This is a genomic window from Vibrio sp. H11, assembly GCF_004804295.1.
Taxonomy (GTDB): Bacteria; Pseudomonadota; Gammaproteobacteria; order Enterobacterales; family Vibrionaceae; genus Vibrio; species Vibrio ostreae.
This window is the reverse complement of record NZ_SSHN01000004.1, coordinates 266733-291097: the sequence shown is the minus strand read 5'-3', so window position 1 is coordinate 291097 and position 24365 is coordinate 266733. Positions and strand designations below refer to the sequence as shown.

Genomic DNA, 24365 nt, shown 5'->3' with positions numbered 1-24365 from the left:
AGAAATGAACGACCAGAAAGTGATCGTTGCACTGGATTATGACAACCAAGCGGATGCCCTGGCATTTGTCGACAAGATCGACCCTGCCAGTTGCCGGTTAAAAGTCGGCAAAGAGATGTTTACACTCTTTGGTCCGGAATTCGTTCGTGAACTACACAAAAGGGGCTTTTCGGTTTTTCTGGATCTGAAATTCCACGATATCCCAAATACCTGTTCCAAAGCGGTTCGTGCTGCTGCTGAACTGGGTGTCTGGATGGTCAATGTTCACGCCAGCGGTGGGGAACGCATGATGACCGCATCACGCGAAATTCTTGAGCCCTACGGTAAAGATCGTCCGTTGCTGATCGCAGTCACTGTGCTGACCAGTATGGAACAGAGCGACCTGGCCGGGATCGGTTTGGATGTCGCACCTGCGCAGCAAGTGATGCGTCTGGCGACTCTGACCAAGAATGCGGGTCTGGATGGCGTGGTGTGTTCGGCACAGGAAGCGTCAGTGCTGAAACAGGGCCTGGGTAAAGAGTTCAAACTAGTGACTCCGGGTATTCGCCCTGCGGGCTCTGATGCGGGTGACCAGCGCCGTATTATGACGCCATATGAAGCGCTTCAGGCGGGGTCGGATTACCTGGTTATCGGTCGTCCAATCACTCAGGCCACCGATCCGGCCAAAGTTCTGACGGCGATTAACGCCTCGCTGGTGTAAATCTTTGCCAGGCTCGGACAAAACGAAAAAGGTCAGCTCACAGGCTGACCTTTTTACTGCCTGGCTTTGCATAGCCAGGCAGTGAGTCTTGTGTTTCACACTAGCTTCTGTTTCACACGGGCTTCTGTTGAACACAGGCCTCAGTTTAACACTGGCTTACCGCTGTGAAATTTAAAATCACTGTCCGGCGAGCGAATCAATTCTGCTTCTATCTGGCCAAAATAGGCAATGCGCTGTGAAATGTCTGTCCCGGCAATCTGCTCAGCCAGACTGAGGTAATCCTGATAATGACGCGCTTCTGAGCGCAGCAACGAGATATAAAATTTGGCGATATCATCATCGAGGTGAGGTGCCAGGCGCGCAAAGCGCTCGCATGAGCGGGCCTCAATGTACGCACCGATGATCAGTTTGTCGATCAGGGTTTGCGGCTCATGGGTTTTCATATGCGACAGCAATCCTTTGGCGTAGCGGCTGGCCGGAATTGATTCGTAACTGATGCCTCTGCTGTGCATGATTTCCAGTACCTGATAGAAGTGGTGCAATTCTTCTTTGATCAGTAATACCATCTTATCAATCAGATCCTGGCTGTAGGGCGAATCTGATTTGGCCATGATGGCCTTGGAGATCTGACTTTTGCCTTTCAGCGTCTCAATGCTGCCAATGTTGCGATAGGTAAAGTCTTCATAAGGTTTAAACCAGTCGAGCAGCGAGTGCTGGCTCTGTTGGTCTACCGCATACTTACGAATCAGATACATGGCTGACTGGCCTGCCTTGAGCTCACACATCAGGTGATCAAGCAGAATGACCGGCAGGTTGTCCGGCTTACGCGCTTCCTCTATCCATTCAACCGGAGTCTCGCAATGCAGAAACTGATGGATAGGCTCGAGAAGTTTTTCAATCGCAGGGGTATTTATCATGGTCGCAACAATAACAAAGGCCGCCTTGGCGACCTTTGTGTTAATTAATCGGTTCGAAAACGGCTAGTATATTACCATTTTTTCTTTTCGCCAAAGAGCATGTCCATGTCGTGCTGGCGTTCGCTTTCTTCTTTCTTCTCCAAATCCGCCGCATTTTTGCTCTGGCGACGTTTTTCGAGATCGTCGTACATGGTTTGCAGCTTTTCCCGAGCCTGTACCGAGTAGCTGTCGCTCTTCGAACTCAGAACATCAAGGCCTTTGCGCAGCAGTTGTACTGCTGTTCCTGGCTGACCACGCACAATCGAGTCGTTGGCGCGTTTAATCACGTTCTCGATGTTGATGCGAATTTGAATGGTCTCCAGGCGTGCATTTTCTGCCACATAGGCCTGGGTTTCAAAACGGCCTTTATTGTGTTCACTGCGGATAGTATCGCGCAGACGCTTCACCAGTTTGAGCATCACAATCGCCTGTTTATCGCTGCTTGGCACTTTAAAGGTTGTACTCTCACTGCCGGAATGATTTTGCTGCAGATTGTTGATCTGCTCCTTCATGTTCTCGATGCGCTGCGCCAGTTGCTTGTTCTTCGGATCGAGTTCGTACATGTTTTGCAGTGCGTCGAGAATCCGGTTGTTAAGGCACACCAATAACTCTTTGCTGTAGGGCAAATGGTGCGCATTACCGATGAGATCCTCAGTGGCATCGATGATGGTCAGGTAACGGGATGACTCTTGCTTCTTCGCGGTTTCAACTTTGACTTTGTACTGAAGCATGATGTTATAGCCCAAAACCAGCACCAATAAGATGGCAATCAGAGCGATAATTAAACCGATATTCATATAATCCGTGTCTTCATTTTCAAAGGCCTATTGACAAAGGATACACTATCCTAACTTTCTACTACACCAACAATTTTATAAATCGTATTATCGTCTGTTTATTGCGCAGACGCTTTAACGGATTGGTAACTTTGGGTGCCCGGTGGCAGTTTTTTCTTCAGTTGCTCGAAAAGGGCAGTGTTTTCAAAAACAATTTCGCCGTTCCTCTTTGAATTATGTTCTCAACACGTTATAACTAATAATTATAAACTATGAATTTGCGATGACGTGCGTCGCTCAAAATCTACAGGGTCGGTTATGAAGTTGCAGCAGTTGAAATACATTGTTGAAGTGGTCAATCACAATCTGAACGTATCAGCTACCGCCGAAAGTCTTTATACCTCTCAGCCCGGCATCAGTAAGCAAGTTCGCTTGCTGGAAGATGAACTGGGTATCCAGATTTTTGAACGCAGTGGTAAGCACCTGACTCAGGTAACCCAGGCCGGCGAAGATATTGTCAGAATCGCAACTGAGATTTTGTCGCGGGTGGAAAGTATTAAATCGGTGGCCGGTGAACACACCCATCCTGAAATGGGTACCTTAAATATTGCCACCACCCACACTCAGGCCCGTTATGCCCTGCCGGGCGTCATCAAGGGGTTCACTGCCCGCTATCCGAAAGTCTCGCTGCATCTTCATCAGGGCAGTCCGGCGCAGATGTCAGAAGCGATAGTCAAAGGCAGCGCCAATTTTGCCATTGCGACCGAGGCCATGCACCTGTATCAGGATGCCATTATGTTGCCTTGTTATCATTGGAATCGTGCGATTGTGGTCAGCAAAGACCATCCTTTAGCAAAGAAGGAGCTGGTCAGTGTCGCTGATCTGGCCGCTTACCCGCTGGTGACTTATGTGTTCGGCTTTTCCGGCCGCTCAGAGCTGGATGCCGCGTTTCACCGTTTTGGTCTCAGTCCGCGGGTCGTGTTCACGGCCACCGATGCTGACGTGATTAAAACCTATGTCCGCATGGGGATTGGTGTCGGCCTGATTGCCAGTATGGCCGTGGACAAAGAGCAGGACAAAGATCTGGTTGCGATTGATGCCAGCCATATCTTCGGCCCGAGCGTAACCAGTATCGGTTTTCGTCGCGGTACTTTCCTGCGTTCTTATATGTTTGATTTTATGGAGCGTTTTGCCCCTCATCTGACTCGTCCTGTGGTTGAACAAGCCATTTCACTTAAATCGGGTGCCGAGATTGAAGAGATGTTCCGCGACATCGACCTGCCGGTACGTTGACGATTAGTTTGCTAAGTACTGAGTTGGTTTACGAACAATTGAATGGGTTGGTTTACGATTATCGTTGCTCGTCAACGACAGCCGTGCGGATTGTGCGGTGCAATGATTGATCTTGTAGCCGGGATTCATACAATAGCGTTCCCTGCGGCAAGGCGACACCGATGCGTATGCAAACTCTATTTCAACAGCTCGATACCTTTCTGACTCATACCCAGAGTTACTGGCGTTTCGAGCCATTTCATCACAGTGCAGAGCCTGCACTGCCGTGGTCAGAGCCAAAGCTGAAAGAGTGGTTACTTGGCCTCTCTGAGCGCCAGATAGAGACATTCAAAGCGCAGCCGGATACGCTGATTGAGCAACTGGCGCCGTTTATTGCCAATCTTACTGATTTCCATACTTTGACGGCACTGCACAAGAGTCAGCACAGCGCGCCCGAGCTGACCGCTATTGAGCAGGGTGTTCCGGGCCGTAAATACGATCAGGTTCGGTTAATGGGCGGGGCAGCGTTAGCACACCATCACGGTAGTGAGTGGCTGGAGTGGTGTTCCGGTAAAGGTTATCTGGGCCGGGTGCTGGCACAAAACAGTCAGCAGCGCGTGACCAGTTTTGAGTTTCAGCAAGCGCTGTGTGAGAGTGGTCAGGCAGACGCGGACGCACTGCAACTGGAGATGCACTTTATTCAGGGCGATGCGTTTGATGGCGCGAGTCAGGCCGTTTTTCATCGGCAGCAGCACGCGGTGGCGTTGCACGCCTGCGGCGATCTGCATGTTCGTCTGATGCAATATGCCAGCCGGGCATCACTGAGTGCGATTACCTTATCCCCGTGCTGTTACCATTTGATTGAAGATGAAACGTATCAGCCACTATCACAATTCGCCCGGAATTCAGCTCTGCATCTTTCACGGAGCGAATTGCGTATTCCGCTTCAGGAAACGGTCACTGGAGGCGAACGGGTACGACGTCACCGTTTTGCTGAGATGAGTTATCGGCTCGGACTGGATGAACTGCTCAGGTATGAACTGAGCATGGAGCAATACCTGCCTGTGCCGAGCATTAAAAAATCTCAGTTGAGTGCAGGCTTTGAAGCTTTCTGCCAGTGGGCGGCGCAGCAAAAACAGCTCAGTTTGCCTGAGGTCGATTATGCGGGCTATCAGCAGCGTGGTGAGCAGCGCTTTTGGTTAATGGAACGACTGAGTCTGGTTCAGCAGGGATTCAGACGTTTGCTGGAAATGTGGTTAGTGCTGGATAAAGCGCTTTACCTGAACGAGCAAGGTTACCAGGTGACCCTGAGCGAATTCTGCGACCGGGCCACAACGCCGCGTAATATCCTGATTCATGCCGTTAAGTCCGGGTGATGAAGCCGGCTTGTCAGATTTTTTTCTCATAATTAATAACTAATTTATCGAATAACGCGACGCTCCTGCCGTTCCATTGCGGCAGGAGCGTCGTCGTTTAGCTGAATTGTTTTTGCTTAACTGAACCGCATTCGTTTAACTAATCATGGTCAGCGCACGTGCCGGGTCTACGTAGTCGAGGTTAAAGTTTTCGGCGACCTGCTGACAGGTCACTTTCCCGTATATCACATTCAACCCTTTGAGGAAGCCGGGATCCTGGCTCAGTGCACGCTGGTAACCCAGGTTAGCCAGTTTGATGATATAGGGCAGGGTTGCATTATTGAGGGCAAAGGTTGAAGTCCGCGCGACCGCACCGGGCATATTGGCGACACAATAGTGCACCACATCATCGACGATAAACGTCGGGTCGGCATGGGTGGTCGGGTGAGAAGTGGCAAAACAGCCGCCCTGATCGATTGCGACATCAACTACCGCAGAGCCAGGCTTCATGGCCTTGATATGCTGCTCAGTCACCAGTTTGGGCGCTGCCGCTCCCGGGATAAGGACCGCACCGATAACCAGATCAGCATTCAGCACATGGTGTTCAATGGCATCTTCAGTAGAAAAAACCACGTTGGCCCGGCCCTGGAACTCTTGATCAAGATGGCGTAATACATCGATATTACGGTCGAGAATCGTCACATCTGCACGCAGACCGATGGCCATGCGCGCCGCGTTGGCACCCACGACGCCACCACCGAGAATAACCACTTTGGCCGGGGCGACACCCGGGACGCCACCGAGTAATAATCCACTGCCACCGCGTGATTTTTCGAGTACAAGTGCACCCGCTTGAATAGACATGCGCCCGGCGACTTCAGACATTGGTGCTAATAGTGGTAAGCGACCCATATTATCTGTTACAGTCTCGTAGGCTATGCAGACAGCTTTGCTCTTGATTAGCTCTTCAGTTTGTGGAAAATCTGGAGCGAGGTGCAAATAAGTAAATAATATTTGTCCTTCTCTGAGCATAGCTCGTTCGACAGCTTGAGGTTCCTTAACCTTTACAATCATATCTGCCTGCGTGAAAACGTCGGCGGCAGTAGGAAGAATGGATGCGCCTACGGCGATGTAATCATCGTCTGAAAAGCCGATACCGGCTCCGGCGTTTGTTTCGACAAACACTTGGTGGCCGTGTGAGAGCACTTCTCTCACGCTTGCCGGAATCATGCCCACACGATACTCGTGGTTTTTGATTTCCTTCGGTACGCCAATGATCATCCTGACTCCTTATCTTTACGTGGTTGTATTGACTATCAGCAGGTTTTTGTATCGAATTTATTGCTAGTATAGTCAGCGTTATGTGGGATTTGATACCGAATATTAAAAAGTTGTAGTATATTTTTTTGCAAGGAAGTAATAAGGTGGAATAAAAAATGGCAGACAACTATAAAAGGCCGTCCAAGGATCTAGACCGTATCGATCGCAATATTTTGAATGAATTGCAGAAAGACGGTCGCATTTCGAACGTTGAATTGTCTAAACGTGTTGGTCTTTCGCCAACACCCTGTTTAGAACGCGTTCGTCGTTTAGAACGTCAGGGTTATATTACGGGCTACACAGCATTGCTGAATCCGCAATATCTTGATGCTTCGCTTTTGGTGTTTGTCGAAATTACGCTGAACCGTGGTGCTCCGGATGTATTTGAACAGTTTAATACTGCGGTTCAAAAACTGGATGATATTCAGGAATGCCACCTCGTATCGGGTGATTTCGACTACTTGCTCAAGACTCGCGTATCCGACATGGGCGCGTATCGTAAACTGCTGGGTGATACGCTGCTGCGTTTGCCGGGTGTAAACGACACGCGTACGTACGTGGTTATGGAAGAAGTGAAGCAGACTAACCAGCTTGTTATCAAGACCCGCTAAAGAGTAAAAGTCAGAATAGTGGTACTTCTTGCCACATTCTGACTTTGTACAATTGGGTTTTTGTGCTTGATATGGTTAAATCTTCGAACAAACCGAGCGGCTTTTGCCGCTCGGACTGTTTTCACCAGACCAACCTGCGTATAGTGTTAGCCAGGTTGGCCATCATCATAGTCAAGTTGGTTTATGTTCAAAGAGAACAACAATAAAGTTGAGACCATTATTAAGACGAGTGAAGAGCCTCAGTCTTCTCGCCTCAATGGTGCACAACGTCTACGTGAATGCGGTCTGATTCTGGCCGTATTGGCTTCTATTCTTCTTGCTGTCGCCCTGTTGACTTTCAATCCGGCGGATCCTTCCTGGTCGCAAACGGCCTGGGGCTCAGATATCCAGAACGCCGGTGGTATCGTCGGTGCCTGGGTGGCTGATACCCTGTTTTTTGTTTTTGGCTCACTGGCCTATCCGCTGCCGGTCATCCTGACCGCAACAGCCTGGATTTTGCTGCGTAACCGCGATGCCGATGAAAACATCGATTTTATGTTGTGGGGTACCCGCCTGCTGGGGTTAGTGGTTCTGATGCTGACCAGTTGCGGCTTAGCGGATATCAACTTTGACGATATCTGGTATTTCTCTTCCGGTGGCGTGGTCGGGGATGTACTCTCCAGCCTGGCTCTGCCGACTCTGAACGTGCTTGGCACGACGCTGGCGCTGCTTTTTCTGTGGGGCGCGGGTTTCACTCTGCTGACCGGTATTTCCTGGCTGAGTATTGTTGAGCGTCTTGGTGAGGCGAGCATCCGTGGTTTTAATCGTCTATTGAATCGCATGCGCGGTGAAAAAGATGAACTGGTTTCACCGCAGCTGATGTCTGCCCGAATCGACGAGCGCAGTGAACCTGCCTTTGCTGCCGATCACCATTTGTTGGATGGATTTGATTCAGAAGACGACGATTTAGTGGCGGATCCGCTCGCCGGCAAGTCAGAGCCGATGTTGAGCGCGCAGCCTGCCCGACAAGCGAATCCTGAGCCACAAGCGCAGGTTAGTTCGCCGCGGGCTTCAGACAATGAACGCCGCTTTAATATTCATATGCCGGAACGCAGCGAACCTGCGGTCCGTAAAGTGCAGCCAGCGCCAAGCCAGCCAGCTCAGGCTCAGCCTGTGAGCAAGCCGGCACCGGTTTACCATTACGCGCAGGATGACTCCGATGAGCCGGAGCGCACGGCTCAGTTGGGTTCTACGATTGAAGAGCTGGAATTTGCTGCCCGCGAGCAGGATGATTGGGCAGACGATACCTTGCCTTGGGATGAAGTGAACCAAGCGCACCAAACTGAGCCGGTGCAGTCACAGCCTGCTGCATACACCGCAGAGCCTGTCATTGAGGAAGAGCCGTTCAGCGCACCTCGCGTTGATGTGCAGGAATTCGATCAAACCATCGCTGATGTCGAGCAGGATGACGCGCATATTGAGCCGACGATTTCTAATTTTGATGTGCTGGATGACGAAGAGTCGCAACAGCCTGAGATGTCTGCTGACTACCAGGATGCTGCTGAGGACTCTCAACCTGAGTGGCTGGAAGAAGAGGACGACGACCAGGATCAGGATGTGAAAGCCTTCCAGACTATGGTCTCTGAGGCCCAGGCTAATATGGCCGGCAAACAGAACCCGTTCCTGGTTCAGCAAGAGGTCAATCTGCCTAAGCCGGCTGAACCGATGCCGACTCTGGAACTGCTCTATCATCCGGAAAAGCGGGAAGACTTTATTGACCGCGAAGCGTTGGAAGAGATTGCCCGTCTGGTGGAGTCCAAACTGGCTGATTACAAGATCCAGGCTGAGGTTGTCGATATCTTCCCTGGTCCGGTGATCACCCGTTTTGAGCTGGATTTGGCTCCGGGGGTTAAAGTTAGCCGTATTTCCAGTCTGTCGATGGATTTAGCACGTTCTCTGTCCGCGATGGCGGTACGGGTGGTGGAAGTCATTCCCGGTAAGCCATACGTTGGCCTTGAGCTGCCGAATATGAGCCGCCAGACCGTGTATCTGTCAGACGTGATTAACAGCCCGCAGTTTGAGCAGTCTAAATCACCAACGACTGTGGTACTGGGTCAGGATATCGCTGGCGAAGCTGTGGTGGCCGATCTGGCTAAGATGCCGCACGTATTAGTGGCAGGTACCACGGGATCCGGTAAATCGGTTGGTGTGAACGTGATGATCCTGAGTATGTTGTACAAATCCACGCCGGAAGATGTGCGTTTCATCATGATTGACCCGAAAATGCTCGAGTTGTCGATTTATGAAGGGATTCCGCACCTGCTGTCTGAGGTGGTGACTGACATGAAAGACGCATCCAATGCCCTGCGCTGGTGTGTGGGCGAGATGGAGCGCCGCTACAAGCTGATGTCTGCTTTGGGCGTGCGTAATATTAAAGGCTTCAACGACAAGCTTAAAATGGCAGCTGAAGCGGGTCATCCGATCCATGACCCATTGTGGCAGCCTGGTGACAGCATGGACCCTGAAGCGCCACTGCTGGAGAAACTGCCTTATATTGTGGTCGTGGTCGACGAGTTTGCTGATCTGATGATGGTGGTGGGTAAGAAAGTCGAAGAGCTGATTGCCCGTCTGGCTCAGAAAGCTCGTGCAGCCGGTATTCACCTGATTCTGGCGACCCAGCGCCCGTCAGTGGATGTGATCACCGGCCTGATTAAAGCCAACATTCCGACCCGGGTTGCATTTACGGTATCAACTAAGACGGACTCGCGTACTATTCTTGACCAGGGTGGGGCAGAATCACTGCTTGGCATGGGTGACATGTTGTACTTACCGCCTGGCTCAAGCCATACGGTTCGGGTACATGGTGCGTTTGCTTCAGACGATGATGTGCATGCGGTGGTGAATAACTGGAAAGCACGCGGTAAACCTAACTACATCACTGAAATTACCAATGGCGATCAAGGGCCGGAAGGTTTGTTGCCTGGTGAAAAAATGGAGAGTGACGAAGAAGTGGACCCGCTGTTTGACCAGGTGGTCGAGCACGTGGTGGAAACCCGCCGTGGTTCAGTGTCCGGTGTTCAGCGCCGCTTCAAAATCGGTTATAACCGTGCCGCGCGTATCGTAGAACAGCTGGAAGCGCAGGGGATTGTCAGCGCGCCAGGTCACAATGGTAACCGCGAGGTTCTGGCTCCGGCGCCGCCCCGCGACTGAGTTAGCCCTATCGCTGCAGATCATTGATTCTGAGCAAATAAAGAAGGCGCCTCATCCGGCGCCTTTTTGTCATTCTGGTCTCAAGCAACATCTGTTTATCAAGCTGCTCAGCGTTTTGGTTTGGCGTATTGCACCACGATAAAGAGTGCCACGGCTGCCAGGTTGGCGGCAAAAATGATCACCAGCCATTGTGGCATAGACAGGCTTAAAAATTGCCATACTACCTTGCTGCAATCGCCGTACGCTTCAAACATCCACGGCGCCCATTGGTTGAGCGGTGCCCAGTCCGGAAACGTAACAAACAGGTCGCAGGTTTTAAACGGTGATGGATTAAACTGGTAATCGACATGCTGCAAAGCGAGTTTGAGGCCGGAATATGCACTGCCGCCCCAAACGGCTAATCCGATCCAGCGTATAGCCGGATTCTGCGGTGCAACCAAACCAATCAGTGCGGCAACTCCGATGCCGAGCATGGCAATACGCTCATAGATACACATCACACAGGGTGCCAGCATCATCACATGCTGGAAGAACAGGGCACAGGCCTCAAAAAAGACCACAAACAGCAGCAGTAACAGCCAGGCCAGACGAGTTTCAGAAAAGGTTTTAAGGCTCGATAAAATATTCACAGGACAGTCCTTGGATAATAATAAAAAAGCTCTGATTACTCAGAGCTTTGTATCTTGGAATAGTTTCCTATTCAATCAATTTTTAATGGCCGCTGGAGACAACGCTTTCCATATGCGGCACGCTGTGATGAGTAATCCAGCCCAAATCGTAGAACTGTGCTGTCATCGGCTCTACCAGGTAGATGATACCGGCTAAGCCTACCAAGGTCAGTACCACAGTGTAAGGCAGAGCCATGATCACCATGCGACCGTAAGAGAGACGGATGAGCGGTGCCAGGGCTGAAGTCAGCAGGAACAGGAACGCTGCCTGGCCATTCGGTGTAGCCACAGAAGGCAGGTTGGTACCGGTATTGATCGCGACCGCCAGTAAGTCAAACTGGTCACGTGAGATCACGCCTTCCATCATCGCGGTTTTCACTTCGTTAATATACACAGTACCGACGAACACATTATCCGAGACCATCGACAACAGACCGTTGGCGATGTAAAACAGCGCTAACTGAGTTTCGTTGTCCTGGATATGCAAAACTGCATCGATAATCGGTTTGAACAGTCCCTGATCGATAATCACAGCCACAATAGAGAAGAAGACCGCCAGCAGAGCCGTAAATGGCAGGGCTTCTTCAAACGCTTTACCCAGTGAATGCTCTTCAATCACGCCGGTAAACGCGGTGGCCATAATAATCACCGACAGACCAATCAGCCCCACGGCGGCTAAATGCATCGCCAGGCCAAGGATCAACCAGAGCGCGATAAGGCCTTGAATCCACAGTTTTGCCACATCCTGTTTAGTACGGGTTTTACGCTCTTCTGTATCGAAGTCGATCAGGATCTTGCGTACGTTTGGCGGCAACTTAGCGCCGTAACCAAATACTTTGAACTTCTCGACCAGGAAGCAGGTTGCGATACCACAGATAAATACCGGCAGGGTAACCGGAGCCATACGCACCAGAAATTCACCGAAAAACCAGCCAGCCTGGTCTGCGATGATCAGGTTTTGCGGTTCGCCAACCATAGTGGTCACGCCACCCAGTGCAGTACCGACACCAGCGTGCATCAGCAGCGAACGCAGGAAGGCACGGTAGTTTTCAAGATCATCACGGGTCAGTTCAGGGATCTGTTCATCCTGAGTATGGTCATGGGGCTGGTTAAACGGCCGTCCGGAAGCGACTTTGTGGTAGATTGAGTAGAAACCTACCGCTACGCTGATGATTACCGCGATAACAGTCAGCGCGTCCAGGAAGGCTGACAGGAAGGCGGCAGCCACACAAAAGGCGATCGATAAAATTGCTTTTGAGCGGATCCCAAGTAAAATTTTGGTAAAAATAAACAGCAGTAAATGCTTCATAAAGTAGATGCCCGCTACCATGAATACCAGTAACAGCAGCACCTCAATATTGGCAACCAGTTCGTGTTTTACCTGCTCCGGACTGGTCATGCCAATCGCAACGGCTTCGATAGCTAATAAACCACCAGGTTGCAGCGGATAACATTTTAATGCCATCGCCAGGGTGAAAATAAATTCCGCGACTAATAACCAGCCGGCAACAAAGGGATTTATTAAAAAGAAAACGATCGGGTTTATTATCAGAAAGGCGATGATGGCAACTTTGTACCAATCTGGCGCTTTACCTAAGAAATTTTTGATAAATGCGCTTCCAAGCGACATGGGCATGGTGATTACTCTTAAATTAGTTATAGATAGACATAGCTCTGTAGCTGCACATTTAATTGTGCAGTAACGTCTGATGAAAGTCTAAACAAAAATCTTTATCAACAATGACTTAGAACAAGAAATGGCCGGGTTTTGCCTCTTTGCCTGAACCGTCATTCCCTAAAAATACGCTTTCCTTACGTTGTCAGCAACAATACAGCGGGCGGTTTTTTAGTCAATAATCAAGGTCGAAATGCTATACCTACCTCAACTATTTCGCAGTAAAGATCGTTTGAAGCGACGTTAGCATAACACAAAGCATCGGAAAATTTCATTGAGCAGGCTAGAGCAAGAGCAGGTTTGAGTAAATATCATTTAGCTGATTAAAAATACCACTTTTCAGTAAGTTTATTTTGAAATAAATAAAAAATAGTTATGTGAGCAAGTTCTCTTTATATATTTACTAAATGTGAAACAAACTTTATTTTGATACATTCTGAAACAAATTTAACCAGCTGTTTTGTGAGCAAGTTGGGCTTACTTTGAGCGAAATCAAGTGCATATAAAGTTTTTACTCTATTTGAGCGGTTGTTACCAGTTTACCAATGGTTTGTTTCCGCTGGATGAAAACTAGTGGTATGATGAGTGCCATTCGACCCGAAAAAATAGAAAACTGGATAAGTACTTAATGGTCATCAAGGCAAAAAGCCCAGCAGGCTTTGCAGAGAAATACATTATTGAAAGCATTTGGAATGGTCGCTTTCCACCGGGTTCCATTCTGCCTGCCGAGCGAGAGCTCTCCGAATTGATTGGTGTGACACGAACCACGCTGCGTGAAGTGCTACAGCGTCTGGCTCGCGATGGATGGCTGACCATCCAGCACGGCAAACCGACCAAAGTAAACCAGTTTATGGAAACGTCAGGTTTGCATATTCTGGATACCTTAATGACGCTGGACGTGGATAACGCGACCAACATCGTTGAGGACTTACTGGCGGCTCGTACTAACATCAGCCCGATTTTCATGCGTTATGCTTTTAAAGTAAATAAGGAAAACAGTGCTCGTACCATTCACACTGTGATTGAATCGTGTGAAGCGCTGGTTGCGTCTGAATCCTGGGATGAGTTTATCGCCTCGTCACCTTATGCAGAGAAGATTCTCCAGCAAGTTAAAGATGACGGTGAGAAAGATGAAGAGAAACGTCAGCAACTGCTGCTGGCTAAAACGTTTAACTTCTACGATTACATGTTGTTCCAGCGTCTGGCGTTCCACTCAGGAAACCAAATTTACGGCCTGATTTTTAACGGCTTGAGAAAGCTTTACGACCGGGTAGGCAGTTACTACTTCTCTAACCCGGAAGCGCGCCAGTTGGCATTGCGTTTTTATCGTGATCTGCTGGACGTATGTGAGAGCGGTGATCGCGAACAACTGCCAAATCTGATTCGTCAGTACGGTATTGCCAGCGCACAGGTCTGGAACCTGATGAAGACCACGCTGCCATCGAGCTTTACAGAAGATGACAGCTGAGTTTATCTGAGCTGTCATCGATACACATAATAAAGCCCGCGATCAACGCGGGCTTTTTGTTTTGGTTTACGCACATCGATGCCGCGCAGCTAACGTTGCGACTTTGAAGACGATTAAAGGTCTTCACTGCCGCCGGCGGCCATAAACCAGTTTTTGAGATGGTTTTTCAGATCTTTCAGTTCATCCGGGCCAATCAGTGCCAGGCCGAGATCTTCGGCGCGGGTGATATCGTTATAACGCAGCGGGCGGAAGCTGACCAACATGGCTCTTGCCTGCAGACCTCCAAGCAAATCACGCAGCGATTCCAGTTTATACAGGGTATCGTCACCGTCATCACGCATGCCTTTAGTCTTACATTCAATGATGTGCAGCTTATTGTTCACGACAGTGGCGACGTCGAGTTCGTTGCGTACTTCGCGTTCTCCAAGCTGGCGATAGACCTGCACGTTGAGAGAGCGATCCTGAATGGTTGGCAAGTCGTCCTGAATCTGGCGTACCGTGCTGTGAACCAGGGTTTCCAGCCATTCACCGTTAGAGAAGCGGCGGGCGTCTTCGTTCGCAAAGGTCAGAATGCCATTCTCATAGGTCGCGATCTTCGCCTCGACCAGATCGGTCAGCAACATGTTGAGTTCACGATAGCCTTGTTGCTTTTCTGATAACTCGACATCGAGGCACTGCTCTTTACGACACGTGGTGGCAAGATAGTTAAGTGTGGCCAGGCCCGGACCCAATTCCAGTGCGTTGCTCGCCCAGCGTTCGCCCAGTTCATACAGCTTCTGGTCAAGTTGCGGAGGCAGGTTGTGCTCGCTGAATTCGCCGCGCGCACCAAAGATGGTCAGATAGTCAGAGATGGTGATCCGATCCTGTACCTGGGTATCTTTGTTGCCATCCGGATAGAGCCAGCACAAACGGTCGCTGCTTGGTTCGACAACAAAAATCGGCCAGTGATAAGTGCGGAACACTTCATAGACGGATAAAAGGCGGTGGCGTAAGCCACAACTGGCGTTAAGCCGGACTTCCAGATTGCGTTGTTTAAGATCTTCCGCTAAGTGTTTAATTGAAGCCTTGATTTCGGAGATATTAGAGCCGTTGGAAATTTCAAAGAATTCAGACGTGATGCCGCGTTGAGTTAATACGGCGTGCAACCGCTGATACATGGTTTGTTGCGAATTGTCGCCAATAAAGACGATATGACGACTCTGGGTTCGGTTATCCAGTAAAGGAGTGATCAGGCGAACCGGATCCTGATCTATGATGCCAACATGAACGGCCATACGTTATCCTCATGTTTGGCTTGCGAAATTTTTGGAATAGGTAGAGCAAAAGCGTGATGCAAGCCATACTATTCATATAACGATCCCCCACACAAAAAACAAGGGTGACTGCGGATAAAAGTCACCCTTGATAGCGATAATTGACCTGGTCCTTACAAAACCAACGGGGAATTGTCTAAAGCTTGAATCTGTGCACCAGATGACTTTGCTGCCCTGCCAGTTGGGTGAGATCGCCACTGGTGTGTGCGATGTTGCTCATGGCCTGCAAGCTTTCGTCCGCAATATGATTGATATCCTCAATGCGTTGCGCGATATCGCTGGTGGTATCACTCTGTTCCGCCGCGGCCTGGGAAATGTGGGTGCTCATCTGGCTTATCTCCATGATAAGAGCCTGAATTTCTTCCATGGTGCTGTTGGCGTTGGAGGCCTGATGTACCGATTGTTCCATGCCTTGTTTACAGCTTTCAATCACCTGGCTGGCTGCATTCGAACTGCTTTGTAACCGGCTGATCATGTTTTCGATTTCAGTGGTTGAGTCGGTAGTGCGTTGCGCCAGTACCCGTACTTCATCAGCCACGACGGCAAAACCACGCCCTTGTTCACCCGCGCGCGCTGCTTCAATCGCCGCATTAAGAGCCAGCAGGTTGGTCTGTTCGGCTACGCCGCGAATCACATCCAGAATGGAACCAATCTGGCTGCTCATGTTCTGCAACTCGGTCACTGCTGCCACCGAGTCATTCAGGCGGACCTCAAGCTGCTTGACGGTACTGATGTTATCACTCATCACCTGACGACCGGACTGGGCCGCGTTTTCGACTTGCTGTACCATCTGCAACGAGCTTTGTGCACTTTGTGCGACTTCTTGGACTGAGTGCGCCATCTGGGTCATTGCCGTCGCTACATTGGCGGTTTGTTCACGCTGATTGTTGAGTTGCGATTGCGCGTGCTGTGAGGTGGCCTGGTTGTGTCCTGCCGTTTTGGTCAGGTTATCGGACGCGTCATTGAGCTTAAGCAGAATATCTTGCAGGCTGTCAGCCAGCGAGTTGATATGACGGCTCAGGCGCGCGAACTCATTATTATGCGTGATGCGAATGCGCTGAGTCATATCGCCTTCTGTCAGGCTTTCCAGTGTGGTCAGGATCTGTTTGAGAGGTGAACGAACGCTGCTTGCGATGTGGTAACCGATAGCGCCTGCCACCAGGACCACAAGCAAACCGATACCAACGGCTTTGTAAACGCCTTGCTGATAGACTTGGCCGGCATCAGCCAGGGCCCGGTCGAGATCCTGTGACGCACTCTGGTTAAAGCTGTCGAGCAGTGCCATCGCATTGTCGACTTCCCTGGCCAGGTTGGTGATATTGGCGTATAGAGCCGCACGGGCTTTGAGATATTCGTTGTGCTGGTCAAGAACACCACCTTTCTCACCGATATCCTGAGTGAATTTTTTTACCGGCTCATCAAATACTTTTTTAAGTTCAGGCAGTTGTGAGGTCAGTCCGCGATAGGCGTAGTTAAGGTGACTGACGGCTTTATTATTTTTTTGTACCGCACTGTCGACAAACGCCATATCTGAACTGGCCAGCGCATCAGACGTGATCAGCTCGGCATCTTTGAGTTTGATGAAATAGCTTTTGGCCATCACCTTAACGGAAATGCTGCTTTGATCATCCACGTATTCCTTCATACCAATGCTCAGCTCTGAATGCAGGCGCTGGAATTCACGCACCGATTTTTGCACTTTGCTCTGAGCGGCAAACATGGCCTGATAGTTGTTCATCGCATCATTGGCTTCACTGAAGTAACGGGTTTCCAGCGCATTGAGAGCATTCATTTTTTCCTGCAGATCAGGGTGACTGGCGCTGGCCTGTTCCAGTTGCCCCAATACCTGACTGAAAGCCTGTTTGGCTTTATCGAAATCCTGACGCATGCTGACCATGCGTCCGGCATCCTGGGTCGTCAGAAAATCTTTGAAAGATTTGTCGGCAGTCAGCAACTGAACACTGGTTTTATTCGACAGTGAAACTAAAGGTAAGGCGGTTTTGGACACGCCCTCAAAATTGGCATGAATCTGACTCATACCGCTCATCATAATGGCGACCGTGACGGCAAACATTACAATGATGATTGCAAAGCCGGCGTACATGCGCCTGATGACTGAACCTTGCATACGTCTCTCCCTTGTTACATTCATGTTCTGAAGTCTCACAAAGACAGAAAAACTGTCTAAAAATTAATAAAATGAGTCACATTCTATGAATTGAGACGCGCACATTTCATGATCGGGGCGACAAAAGCAGTTTTTTGTGTAAAGCAATCTCGGTTTCTGTTAACTGAACAGTGTTTATTATTGAGCTTTGATCCGCCTTGTCGCATACTCATTCCAACAACGATTATTGCAAACACGTCTGGTGGAGACCTTCATGGCTGAAGAAACAATTTTTAGCAAAATCATTCGCAAAGAAATTCCGGCTGATATCCTGTACCAGGATGATTTAGTGACGGCGTTTCGTGACATCAATCCGCGCGCACCAAGCCATGTGCTGATCATCCCGAACAAATTGATCCCGACGGTCAACGAGGTACAGGAAGCTGACGAACTGGCGCTGGGCCGTATGTTTACCGTGGCAAAAAAAATTGCCGAGCAGGAAGGCATTGCCGAAGATGGCTATCGCCTGCTGGTCAACTGTAACTCACACGGTGGCCAAGAGGTTTACCACATTCATATGCACCTGGTGGGTGGCCGCCCGCTAGGACCGCTATTGATGAGCTAATTCCGGCCGGTTACCCGTACCAGTCGGGTAACCGTCTTCATTTCCTAAAGCGGAGTGTGCAGTGAAGTTTGATTTACGACACCTGACGGTTTCGCTTAGCTGTATGTGTCTCAGTGCCTGTGCCAATTTCACCGCCGGCAATCTGTTCAGTCATTACAGCGCGCAAAATTCAGATCTCTACCAGTCATTGCAAGCGGGTGATTATCAGCAGGCGAGCGAAGAGCTGCCTGATTATGTCGCCGGTGGCATTCTGGACAACCTGGAAAAAGGCCGGGTTTATTTTCTTAACCAACAGTATCCGGACAGTCAGGCGGCATTAGAGCTGTCGGATCAGGCAGTCAGAGAGCAGCAGGAGCAAGCCACCATTTCACTGAGTGAGAGCGCCAGCAGTATTGGGGCTCTGGCGGTGAATGATAACTTGAATAGCTACACGCCGGCTGATTATGAACTGGGTTTTTTGCATCTTTATTTGGGTTTGAACTATATTCAAAACAACAGTTTAGAAGATGCTCTGGTGGAAATGCGCCGCGCTAACCAAGTGCAGGAACAAGCGCGTAAAACTCGTGAAGCCGAACTTGAGCAGGCACAGCAGGAGCTGGAAGAGAAAGGCGTTACGCCTAATCTTGGTAGTGTGCTGGCCCGTTATCCGGATGGTGGTAAAACCTTGCAGGCGGTACAAAACGCTTATTTGCTCTATTTATCGGCGCTTTTGTACGAGGCTGCGGACGACCCGAATAACGCCTATGTTGATTACCGGCGCGCACTGGCAGTCGCACCCGATAACCGAGCGGTGATCGACGGCACTTTGCGCGTGGCCAGGCGCTTGGGTATGCAGCAGGATTTGCAACAACTCAAAGCACGTTATGGTGATGTGTCGTCCTTGTCGCAACAACAGGGCCGGGTCATTGTATTGGATGAACAAGGTGTGGTGCAGGCACTCGACAGCTGGCGTTTATCTTTACCGCTTTTTGACAGCCGGGGCAATACCGCGTTGTACTCTATAGCGTTACCGTATTATCCCAAGCAGTCACGGTCTCAATTTGCACCGCTAATATTGAATAAGCAGCCGCTGAACAGTGAGCGGCTGACCGACGTGGATCTGATGGCGCAACGTGATTTGTCCGAACGCATGCCCAAAATGGTGATTCGTCAGGCATTACGCGTGGTGGCCAAAGATCAGGTTCGTAAAGAAACGACCAAGGGTGACGGCCTTGGCAATCTGCTCTTTAACGTCTTCAACACGCTAACCGAGCAACCGGATACGCGTAGCTGGCTGACGCTGCCTGCGGCAGTGAATGCGACAGAGCAAACTGTTGCGGCTGGTGAGCAAGTTCTCGAGGTGGAAGGGCGTACCTATACTTTCAATGTACCGCAACAGGGTACAACCTTGGTGTGGCTGTCGCGTCAGGGGCGTAACGCCACAATATGGCATAAACAACTGGGAAGATTGTGATGAAAAATTGGTTTGTCAGTGTATTGGCCGCTCTGGCTCTACTGGGCTGTGCCGATAATACCGCAGGTTTACGGGTGGACGGCGCGACTCAGCGAGTGCTGATCGGAGATAACGTTCTGGCCGGACGTCTGCATATCGAAGATATCTCATCCAGCATGGTTAACGGGCATACCCGGGGTGTGGTTCGTCTTTTGAGTAATTACCGGGGTGATCAGAATCTGCAATACCGCTTTTACTGGTATGACGCTCAGGGATTGGAAGTGAACACTCAGCCTGGTGCCTGGAAACAGATCGTGATCCATGGTGAAGAAACAGTGTCGCTGTCTGAAGTGTCGGTTAAACCGGACGGTACTCAGTTCCGGGTCCAAATTCGTGCAGCAAATGATTAATTTGTAGTTTAAGTTTAGAGGAAGCGTCATGAAAAAAAGTGTTATTGCATTGCTGGGTCTGGTAATGCTGTTAGGTGGCTGTGCTAACCGAGTCAGCTATGGTGATGCACAAGCGGTTGAAACCGTTACTGCGGATTTTGGTTCTACCGATCTGCAAAAAATAGCGGCGGACATGGTCGACAGCATGATGATGTCAGGCTCAGTGGCCGCCATTACCCGTGATTCCCGTCCGATTGTGTTTGTTGAACGGATTAAGAACAAAACCAGTGAGCATATCGATACCGAATCTGTGACTGACACTATCAGCACTAAGCTTCTCAACTCGGGTAAATTCCGTTTTGTTGATATGGGCCGCGTCGAATCAGTTCGTGATCAGCTCAAGTTCCAGAACAATGATGAACTGGTCAACCAGAGCACCGCTATCCAGTTTGGTAAAATGGTCGGCGCGGAATACATGCTGTACGGCAACCTGTCGAGCATTGTGAAAAATGCTGGTAGTGACAAAGACGTTTACTACAAAATGACCATGCGTCTGATGGATCTGAAGACTGGCCTGATTGAATGGGCAGACGAAACCGAAATTCGTAAACAGCAGTCTAAGAGTCTGTTCGGACTGTAAACCGTCAGTAACCCGGTGACTGAATACTATGAGGTGAGTCATGGCAAGAATGTCATGGAAAGAAGCATGCAAGCTGGATCCGACCCTGCAAGGGTTGACTCATTTTTTTAGTTTTCCGCCTGAATACGCGCAAACGCTGACAGGCGGCCTCACCAATCGCTGCTGGAAAGTGGTCTGTTCGCAAGGCAAATCGTATGTCTGGCGGCCGACGACACTCATCACCAAAGCCTTTTCCATTTCCCGTTATCAGGAATACCAAATTCTTAAAGCTATCCAATCCAGCCAGCTCAGTCCGGCCGCAATGCTGGTCAACGAGTGGGGATTGCTGGTGGAATGGATAGAAGGTGACTCGCTTACCGATAAGCCCTCCTTTGATGGCCTGCTGCGTATGCAGGCGCGTATTCATGAACTGGCCATCAATCATATTCCGGTGGTGCCGTTTAGTTTTACCGCCCGGGTTGATCACTACTGGATGCAGATAAAGCCAGAGCTGAAAACGGAGCAAGTCCGGGCCTTATATGAGGACTGGCGTAATCCCCCCAATCTGGCTGAGGTTGCCCAGTGCCTGTGTCACTTTGATCTGGCGGGCTATAACATGGTCAAAACCGAATCGGGTTACAAGGTGATTGACTGGGAGTATGCCGGGATTGCCGATCCGCGCCTCGATTTGGCATTAAGCATCAATGTGGCAGGAGAGAAGATACTCGATGCGGTGTTCCGTTATTGCCAGCTGCGTGAAATTGAAGATGTCGATAAGTGGGTCAGCGGGGTGAAAGCCTGGCTGCCAAGAACCAATATGATGGCTTTGCTGTGGTATCTGCTCGCTTACCAGTTGTGGGGTGATGAAGAGTACTACCGACAGGCGTGTCATTTGCAGGAAACGTTCTGTTGATAGGATCACGCTTTGCGGGCTTTGCGGGCTTTGCGGGCTTTGCGGGCTTTGCGCCGTCAATCCGGTAAAAGATTCATCAAAGCCTTACTTTTCGTGGTAGATTAAAACCTTAAGGGAATTGGGGGATAGTATGATTATTTATTTGCATGGGTTTGATTCAACCAGCCCGGGAAACCACGAGAAAGTTTTGCAACTTCAGTTCATCGACGACGATGTACGTTTCATCAACTACAGTACGTTACATCCCAAACATGATATGCAGCATCTGCTCAAAGAGGTCCATAAAGCCATCGAGCAGTCGGATGATCCGCATCCGCTCATTTGTGGTGTTGGCCTGGGGGGCTACTGGTCTGAACGTATCGGCTTTCTGTGTGGTATTAAACAGGTAATATTCAACCCGAATCTGCATCCGGAACGTAACATGGTCGGTCGTATTGATCGTCCGGAAGAGTACGACGACATCGCAACCAAGTGTGTTGAGCAGTATCGGGTTAAGAATAAAGGTCGCTGTCTGGTGGTGCTGTCACGCAATGATGAACGACTGGATAACAGTCAGACAGCCGCTGAATTACAAGATTACTATCAGATCATCTGGGATGATGCCCAGTCACACAAATTCAAGAAGATTTCCCATCATCTCCAGGCGATGAAAGCGTTTAAAAATGCCTGATGATATTGAGTTGCAGCGGTCCGCGTTATGGGCCGCTTTTTGTTCTAGTCGTGTCGCTTTCGAGCTGTGATTATTGGCTTGCGTGGCGCATTTAGCTCTATATAATGTCGGACTAACAAAAAAATTTGATAGCCGTCAAAAAAATACAGCAAGAGCAAGAAAGCAAACTTGCCCGAAATTCGCGTCCCGAGACGCCTTTTAGCCGATATTCAGGCCAATATTTGTGTCGATAGAACACAGTGAAACCTCAGACAGGCATTGATACCCAAACGACAGTTTAAACAGATTCCGCTCGGTATGAGTTTTCGTGCCGAACCATAAAAATTGATCTATGTTTTTTGAGGATTGTTGTTGTGACACGCATTATCGTAGTAGGCGGTGGCGCGGGTGGTCTTGAGCTTGCAACCAAGCTGGGACGTACCCTTGGCCGTAAAAACCGCGCAGAAATCACGCTGGTAGACCGTAATTCAAGCCATCTGTGGAAACCTTTGTTACATGAAGTAGCCACGGGTTCTCTTGATGAAGGCGTGGACGCACTGAGTTACCGTGCGCATGCTAAAAACCACTGTTTTGATTTCCAATGGGGTAGCCTGGAAGGCATTGACCGGGACAATAAAACCATTCAGTTAAGCGAACTGCGCGACGAGCACGGTGAACTGCTGATGCCAACCCGCAAACTAAGCTATGACCTGCTGGTGATGGCGATCGGTTCCACTTCTAACGACTTCAACACGCCGGGTGTACGTCAACACTGTATTTTCCTGGACAGCCCTGAACAAGCCCACCGTTTCCGTACCGAAATGAACAACGAGTTCCTCAAGCTGCATGCGAAGAACGGTAACGGTACCGTCGATATCGCGATCGTTGGCGCAGGTGCGACTGGTGTTGAATTGTCGGCGGAGCTGCACAACGCGGTGAAAGAGCTGCGTACCTATGGCTTTGGCGATCTGGATTCCAGCAAGCTGAATGTTAACCTGATTGAAGCCGGTGAACGTATCCTGCCTGCACTGCCGCCACGTATTTCTGCTGCGGCTCACAGTGAGCTGACTAAGCTTGGAGTGACCGTGCGCACTGCCACTATGGTTACTCAGGCGGACGAAGATGGCCTGACGACGAAAGATGGCGAGAAAATTTCGGCGCAAATCATGGTGTGGGCGGCAGGCATTAAAGCTCCGGATTTTATGAAAGATATCGCCGGTCTGGAAACCAACCGCATTAATCAACTGGTGGTGAAAGACACATTGCAGACCACACGTGATGACAATATTTTTGTTATCGGCGATTTGGCCCAGTGCACCCAGGCGAACGGCTCATTCGTTCCGCCTCGTGCTCAGGCTGCGCATCAGATGGCGTCTCAGGCGTTCAGAAATATCGTGGCTAAGCTCAACGGGCGTGAAATGAAAGCGTACGTGTACAAAGACCACGGTTCTCTGGTTTCTCTGAGCCGTTTCTCCACAGTCGGCAGCCTGATGGGTAACCTGACCAAAGGTTCGATGATGGTCGAAGGCCGCATTGCCCGCGTTGTGTACATCTCGCTGTATCGTATGCACCAGATGGCGCTGCACGGTGTGTTTAAAACCGGCCTGATGATGCTGGTCGGACGCATTAACCGCGTACTGCGACCAAACCTGAAGTTGCATTGATGGCTGAAACGTAAAAAGCCCCGGAAGGGGCTTTTTTTATATCCAAAATTCTTAAGTTCATAGGTTATTATGTCTTAAGCTGCTCTTGGTTCACTCTGGTTGCAGTAAAGAGAATGACGGCTTCAGGGGATCAGGGCAAACACAATGCCATCTCTGGGCTGGCCGTTAAACAGGTAGCGGTTATGGGCCAGGCTCTCTTGTTGTGCGCCACAGGCTATAGCCAGACGCTGGCTGGGGACATTGTCCGGGTCACAGACGATTTCCAGCCGGGTCAGTTTCAGGTGACTGAAGCAGTACTCAATCAGAGCGTTCAGCGCCTCACGTCCGACGCCTTGTTGCTGATGATGGTCAGCAACCCAGTAGCCAAGGCTGGCCATATTAAAGGTGTGATAGAACTCGTTAATGGCGACCATGCCAAGCAACGTTTGCTGCCGTTTGTCGAAAATACCAAAGCCGTAAGAATCGGCCTTAACCCAGTTGAGGCGGGTCGCCAGCACAAAGCGCTCGGCTTCCTGAGCAGAAAAGTCAGCACTGCACCAGTCTACCCACTGATGCAGCGACGGTGACTGGCGCACACACTTGGCTAACTGCTCAGTTTCATCGAGTGTGATTAAGCGCAGTTGCAGGTGTTGGGTGACTATCTGAAAATCAGGGCTCATAGTGA

General features: G+C 50.0%; 21 protein-coding genes. 13 read left to right on the top strand and 8 right to left on the bottom strand.

Translation table 11 applies throughout. The features are described 5' to 3' along the window. Positions 1-4: 4 nt before the first annotated feature. Positions 5-700, top strand: coding sequence for an orotidine-5'-phosphate decarboxylase (gene pyrF / locus E6C74_RS08360; protein WP_136484247.1), 696 nt, complete (start codon positions 5-7; stop codon positions 698-700). Positions 701-840: 140 nt separating this feature from the next. Here the strand turns inward: pyrF and E6C74_RS08355 are convergent, their stop codons facing one another. Both E6C74_RS08355 and E6C74_RS08350 read right to left on the bottom strand, forming a co-directional pair. Next, a complete protein-coding gene (locus tag E6C74_RS08355) occupies positions 841-1617 on the bottom strand; it encodes a tRNA isopentenyl-2-thiomethyl-A-37 hydroxylase MiaE (RefSeq protein ID WP_136484246.1) in 777 nt (258 codons plus the stop codon). Positions 1618-1688: 71 nt separating this feature from the next. Then, positions 1689-2453: a DNA repair protein gene (locus tag E6C74_RS08350; RefSeq protein ID WP_136484245.1), complete on the bottom strand. Its 765-nt coding sequence runs from the start codon at positions 2451-2453 to the stop codon at positions 1689-1691. Between the two features lie 297 nt (positions 2454-2750). On the opposite strand from E6C74_RS08350, the gene cysB reads away from it, so the two are divergent. Then, entirely contained in the window at positions 2751-3725 is a 975-nt protein-coding gene (gene cysB, locus E6C74_RS08345; protein WP_136484244.1) for an HTH-type transcriptional regulator CysB, read from the top strand. A 167-nt stretch (positions 3726-3892) separates the two neighbouring features. Then, positions 3893-5080 (top strand): methyltransferase, encoded by a 1188-nt coding sequence (locus E6C74_RS08340; RefSeq protein ID WP_136484243.1) that lies wholly within the window; start codon positions 3893-3895, stop codon positions 5078-5080. 135 nt (positions 5081-5215) lie between these two features. Here the strand turns inward: E6C74_RS08340 and ald are convergent, their stop codons facing one another. Further along, positions 5216-6340 (bottom strand): alanine dehydrogenase, encoded by a 1125-nt coding sequence (ald, locus tag E6C74_RS08335; RefSeq protein WP_136484242.1) that lies wholly within the window; start codon positions 6338-6340, stop codon positions 5216-5218. Positions 6341-6495: 155 nt separating this feature from the next. On the opposite strand from ald, the gene lrp reads away from it, so the two are divergent. Both lrp and E6C74_RS08325 read left to right on the top strand, forming a co-directional pair. Continuing rightward, positions 6496-6990 carry a leucine-responsive transcriptional regulator Lrp gene (lrp, locus tag E6C74_RS08330; RefSeq protein ID WP_004726475.1) on the top strand — a complete coding sequence of 165 codons (495 nt, stop codon included), beginning with the start codon at positions 6496-6498 and terminating at the stop codon, positions 6988-6990. A gap of 183 nt (positions 6991-7173) precedes the next feature. Next, on the top strand, positions 7174-10179 hold the full coding sequence (locus E6C74_RS08325; RefSeq protein ID WP_136484241.1) for a DNA translocase FtsK: 3006 nt from the start codon (positions 7174-7176) through the stop codon (positions 10177-10179). A gap of 107 nt (positions 10180-10286) precedes the next feature. Here the strand turns inward: E6C74_RS08325 and dsbB are convergent, their stop codons facing one another. Both dsbB and nhaB read right to left on the bottom strand, forming a co-directional pair. Next, positions 10287-10808 carry a disulfide bond formation protein DsbB gene (dsbB, locus tag E6C74_RS08320; protein WP_136484240.1) on the bottom strand — a complete coding sequence of 174 codons (522 nt, stop codon included), beginning with the start codon at positions 10806-10808 and terminating at the stop codon, positions 10287-10289. Positions 10809-10890: 82 nt separating this feature from the next. Further along, the gene (nhaB, locus tag E6C74_RS08315; RefSeq protein WP_136484239.1) at positions 10891-12483 is read right to left on the bottom strand and encodes a Na(+)/H(+) antiporter NhaB; all 1593 of its coding nucleotides are present in this window, start codon (positions 12481-12483) and stop codon (positions 10891-10893) included. Between the two features lie 667 nt (positions 12484-13150). Here nhaB and fadR point away from each other — a divergent pair. Next, complete coding sequence (gene fadR / locus E6C74_RS08310) at positions 13151-13990, top strand: fatty acid metabolism transcriptional regulator FadR (RefSeq protein ID WP_136484238.1); 840 nt, start codon at positions 13151-13153, stop codon at positions 13988-13990. A 113-nt stretch (positions 13991-14103) separates the two neighbouring features. Here fadR and E6C74_RS08305 read toward each other — a convergent pair whose 3' ends face one another. Further along, the gene (locus E6C74_RS08305; RefSeq protein WP_136484237.1) at positions 14104-15264 is read right to left on the bottom strand and encodes a DUF1887 family protein; all 1161 of its coding nucleotides are present in this window, start codon (positions 15262-15264) and stop codon (positions 14104-14106) included. 175 nt (positions 15265-15439) lie between these two features. Continuing rightward, the gene (locus E6C74_RS08300; protein WP_136484236.1) at positions 15440-17431 is read right to left on the bottom strand and encodes a methyl-accepting chemotaxis protein; all 1992 of its coding nucleotides are present in this window, start codon (positions 17429-17431) and stop codon (positions 15440-15442) included. A 253-nt stretch (positions 17432-17684) separates the two neighbouring features. On the opposite strand from E6C74_RS08300, the gene hinT reads away from it, so the two are divergent. The 7 genes from hinT (at position 17685) to E6C74_RS08265 (ending at position 23701) form a co-directional block, all read left to right on the top strand. Then, positions 17685-18035 carry a purine nucleoside phosphoramidase gene (hinT, locus tag E6C74_RS08295; protein WP_136484235.1) on the top strand — a complete coding sequence of 117 codons (351 nt, stop codon included), beginning with the start codon at positions 17685-17687 and terminating at the stop codon, positions 18033-18035. Positions 18036-18138: 103 nt separating this feature from the next. Beyond that, entirely contained in the window at positions 18139-19488 is a 1350-nt protein-coding gene (locus E6C74_RS08290; RefSeq protein ID WP_240798157.1) for a hypothetical protein, read from the top strand. After that, positions 19488-19877 carry a YcfL family protein gene (locus tag E6C74_RS08285; protein WP_136484233.1) on the top strand — a complete coding sequence of 130 codons (390 nt, stop codon included), beginning with the start codon at positions 19488-19490 and terminating at the stop codon, positions 19875-19877. The genes E6C74_RS08290 and E6C74_RS08285 overlap by 1 nt, the downstream gene beginning before the upstream one ends. A 28-nt stretch (positions 19878-19905) precedes the next feature. Then, positions 19906-20496 carry a penicillin-binding protein activator LpoB gene (gene lpoB / locus E6C74_RS08280; RefSeq protein WP_136484232.1) on the top strand — a complete coding sequence of 197 codons (591 nt, stop codon included), beginning with the start codon at positions 19906-19908 and terminating at the stop codon, positions 20494-20496. 40 nt (positions 20497-20536) lie between these two features. Continuing rightward, positions 20537-21388: a phosphotransferase gene (locus E6C74_RS08275; RefSeq protein ID WP_136484231.1), complete on the top strand. Its 852-nt coding sequence runs from the start codon at positions 20537-20539 to the stop codon at positions 21386-21388. A 130-nt stretch (positions 21389-21518) separates the two neighbouring features. Continuing rightward, positions 21519-22058, top strand: coding sequence for an alpha/beta hydrolase YcfP (ycfP, locus tag E6C74_RS08270; protein WP_136484230.1), 540 nt, complete (start codon positions 21519-21521; stop codon positions 22056-22058). Between the two features lie 353 nt (positions 22059-22411). Further along, positions 22412-23701, top strand: coding sequence for an NAD(P)/FAD-dependent oxidoreductase (locus tag E6C74_RS08265; RefSeq protein ID WP_136484229.1), 1290 nt, complete (start codon positions 22412-22414; stop codon positions 23699-23701). Between the two features lie 122 nt (positions 23702-23823). On the opposite strand, the gene E6C74_RS08260 is transcribed toward E6C74_RS08265, so the two are convergent. Beyond that, positions 23824-24360: a GNAT family protein gene (locus tag E6C74_RS08260; RefSeq protein WP_136484228.1), complete on the bottom strand. Its 537-nt coding sequence runs from the start codon at positions 24358-24360 to the stop codon at positions 23824-23826. Positions 24361-24365: the final 5 nt, after the last annotated feature.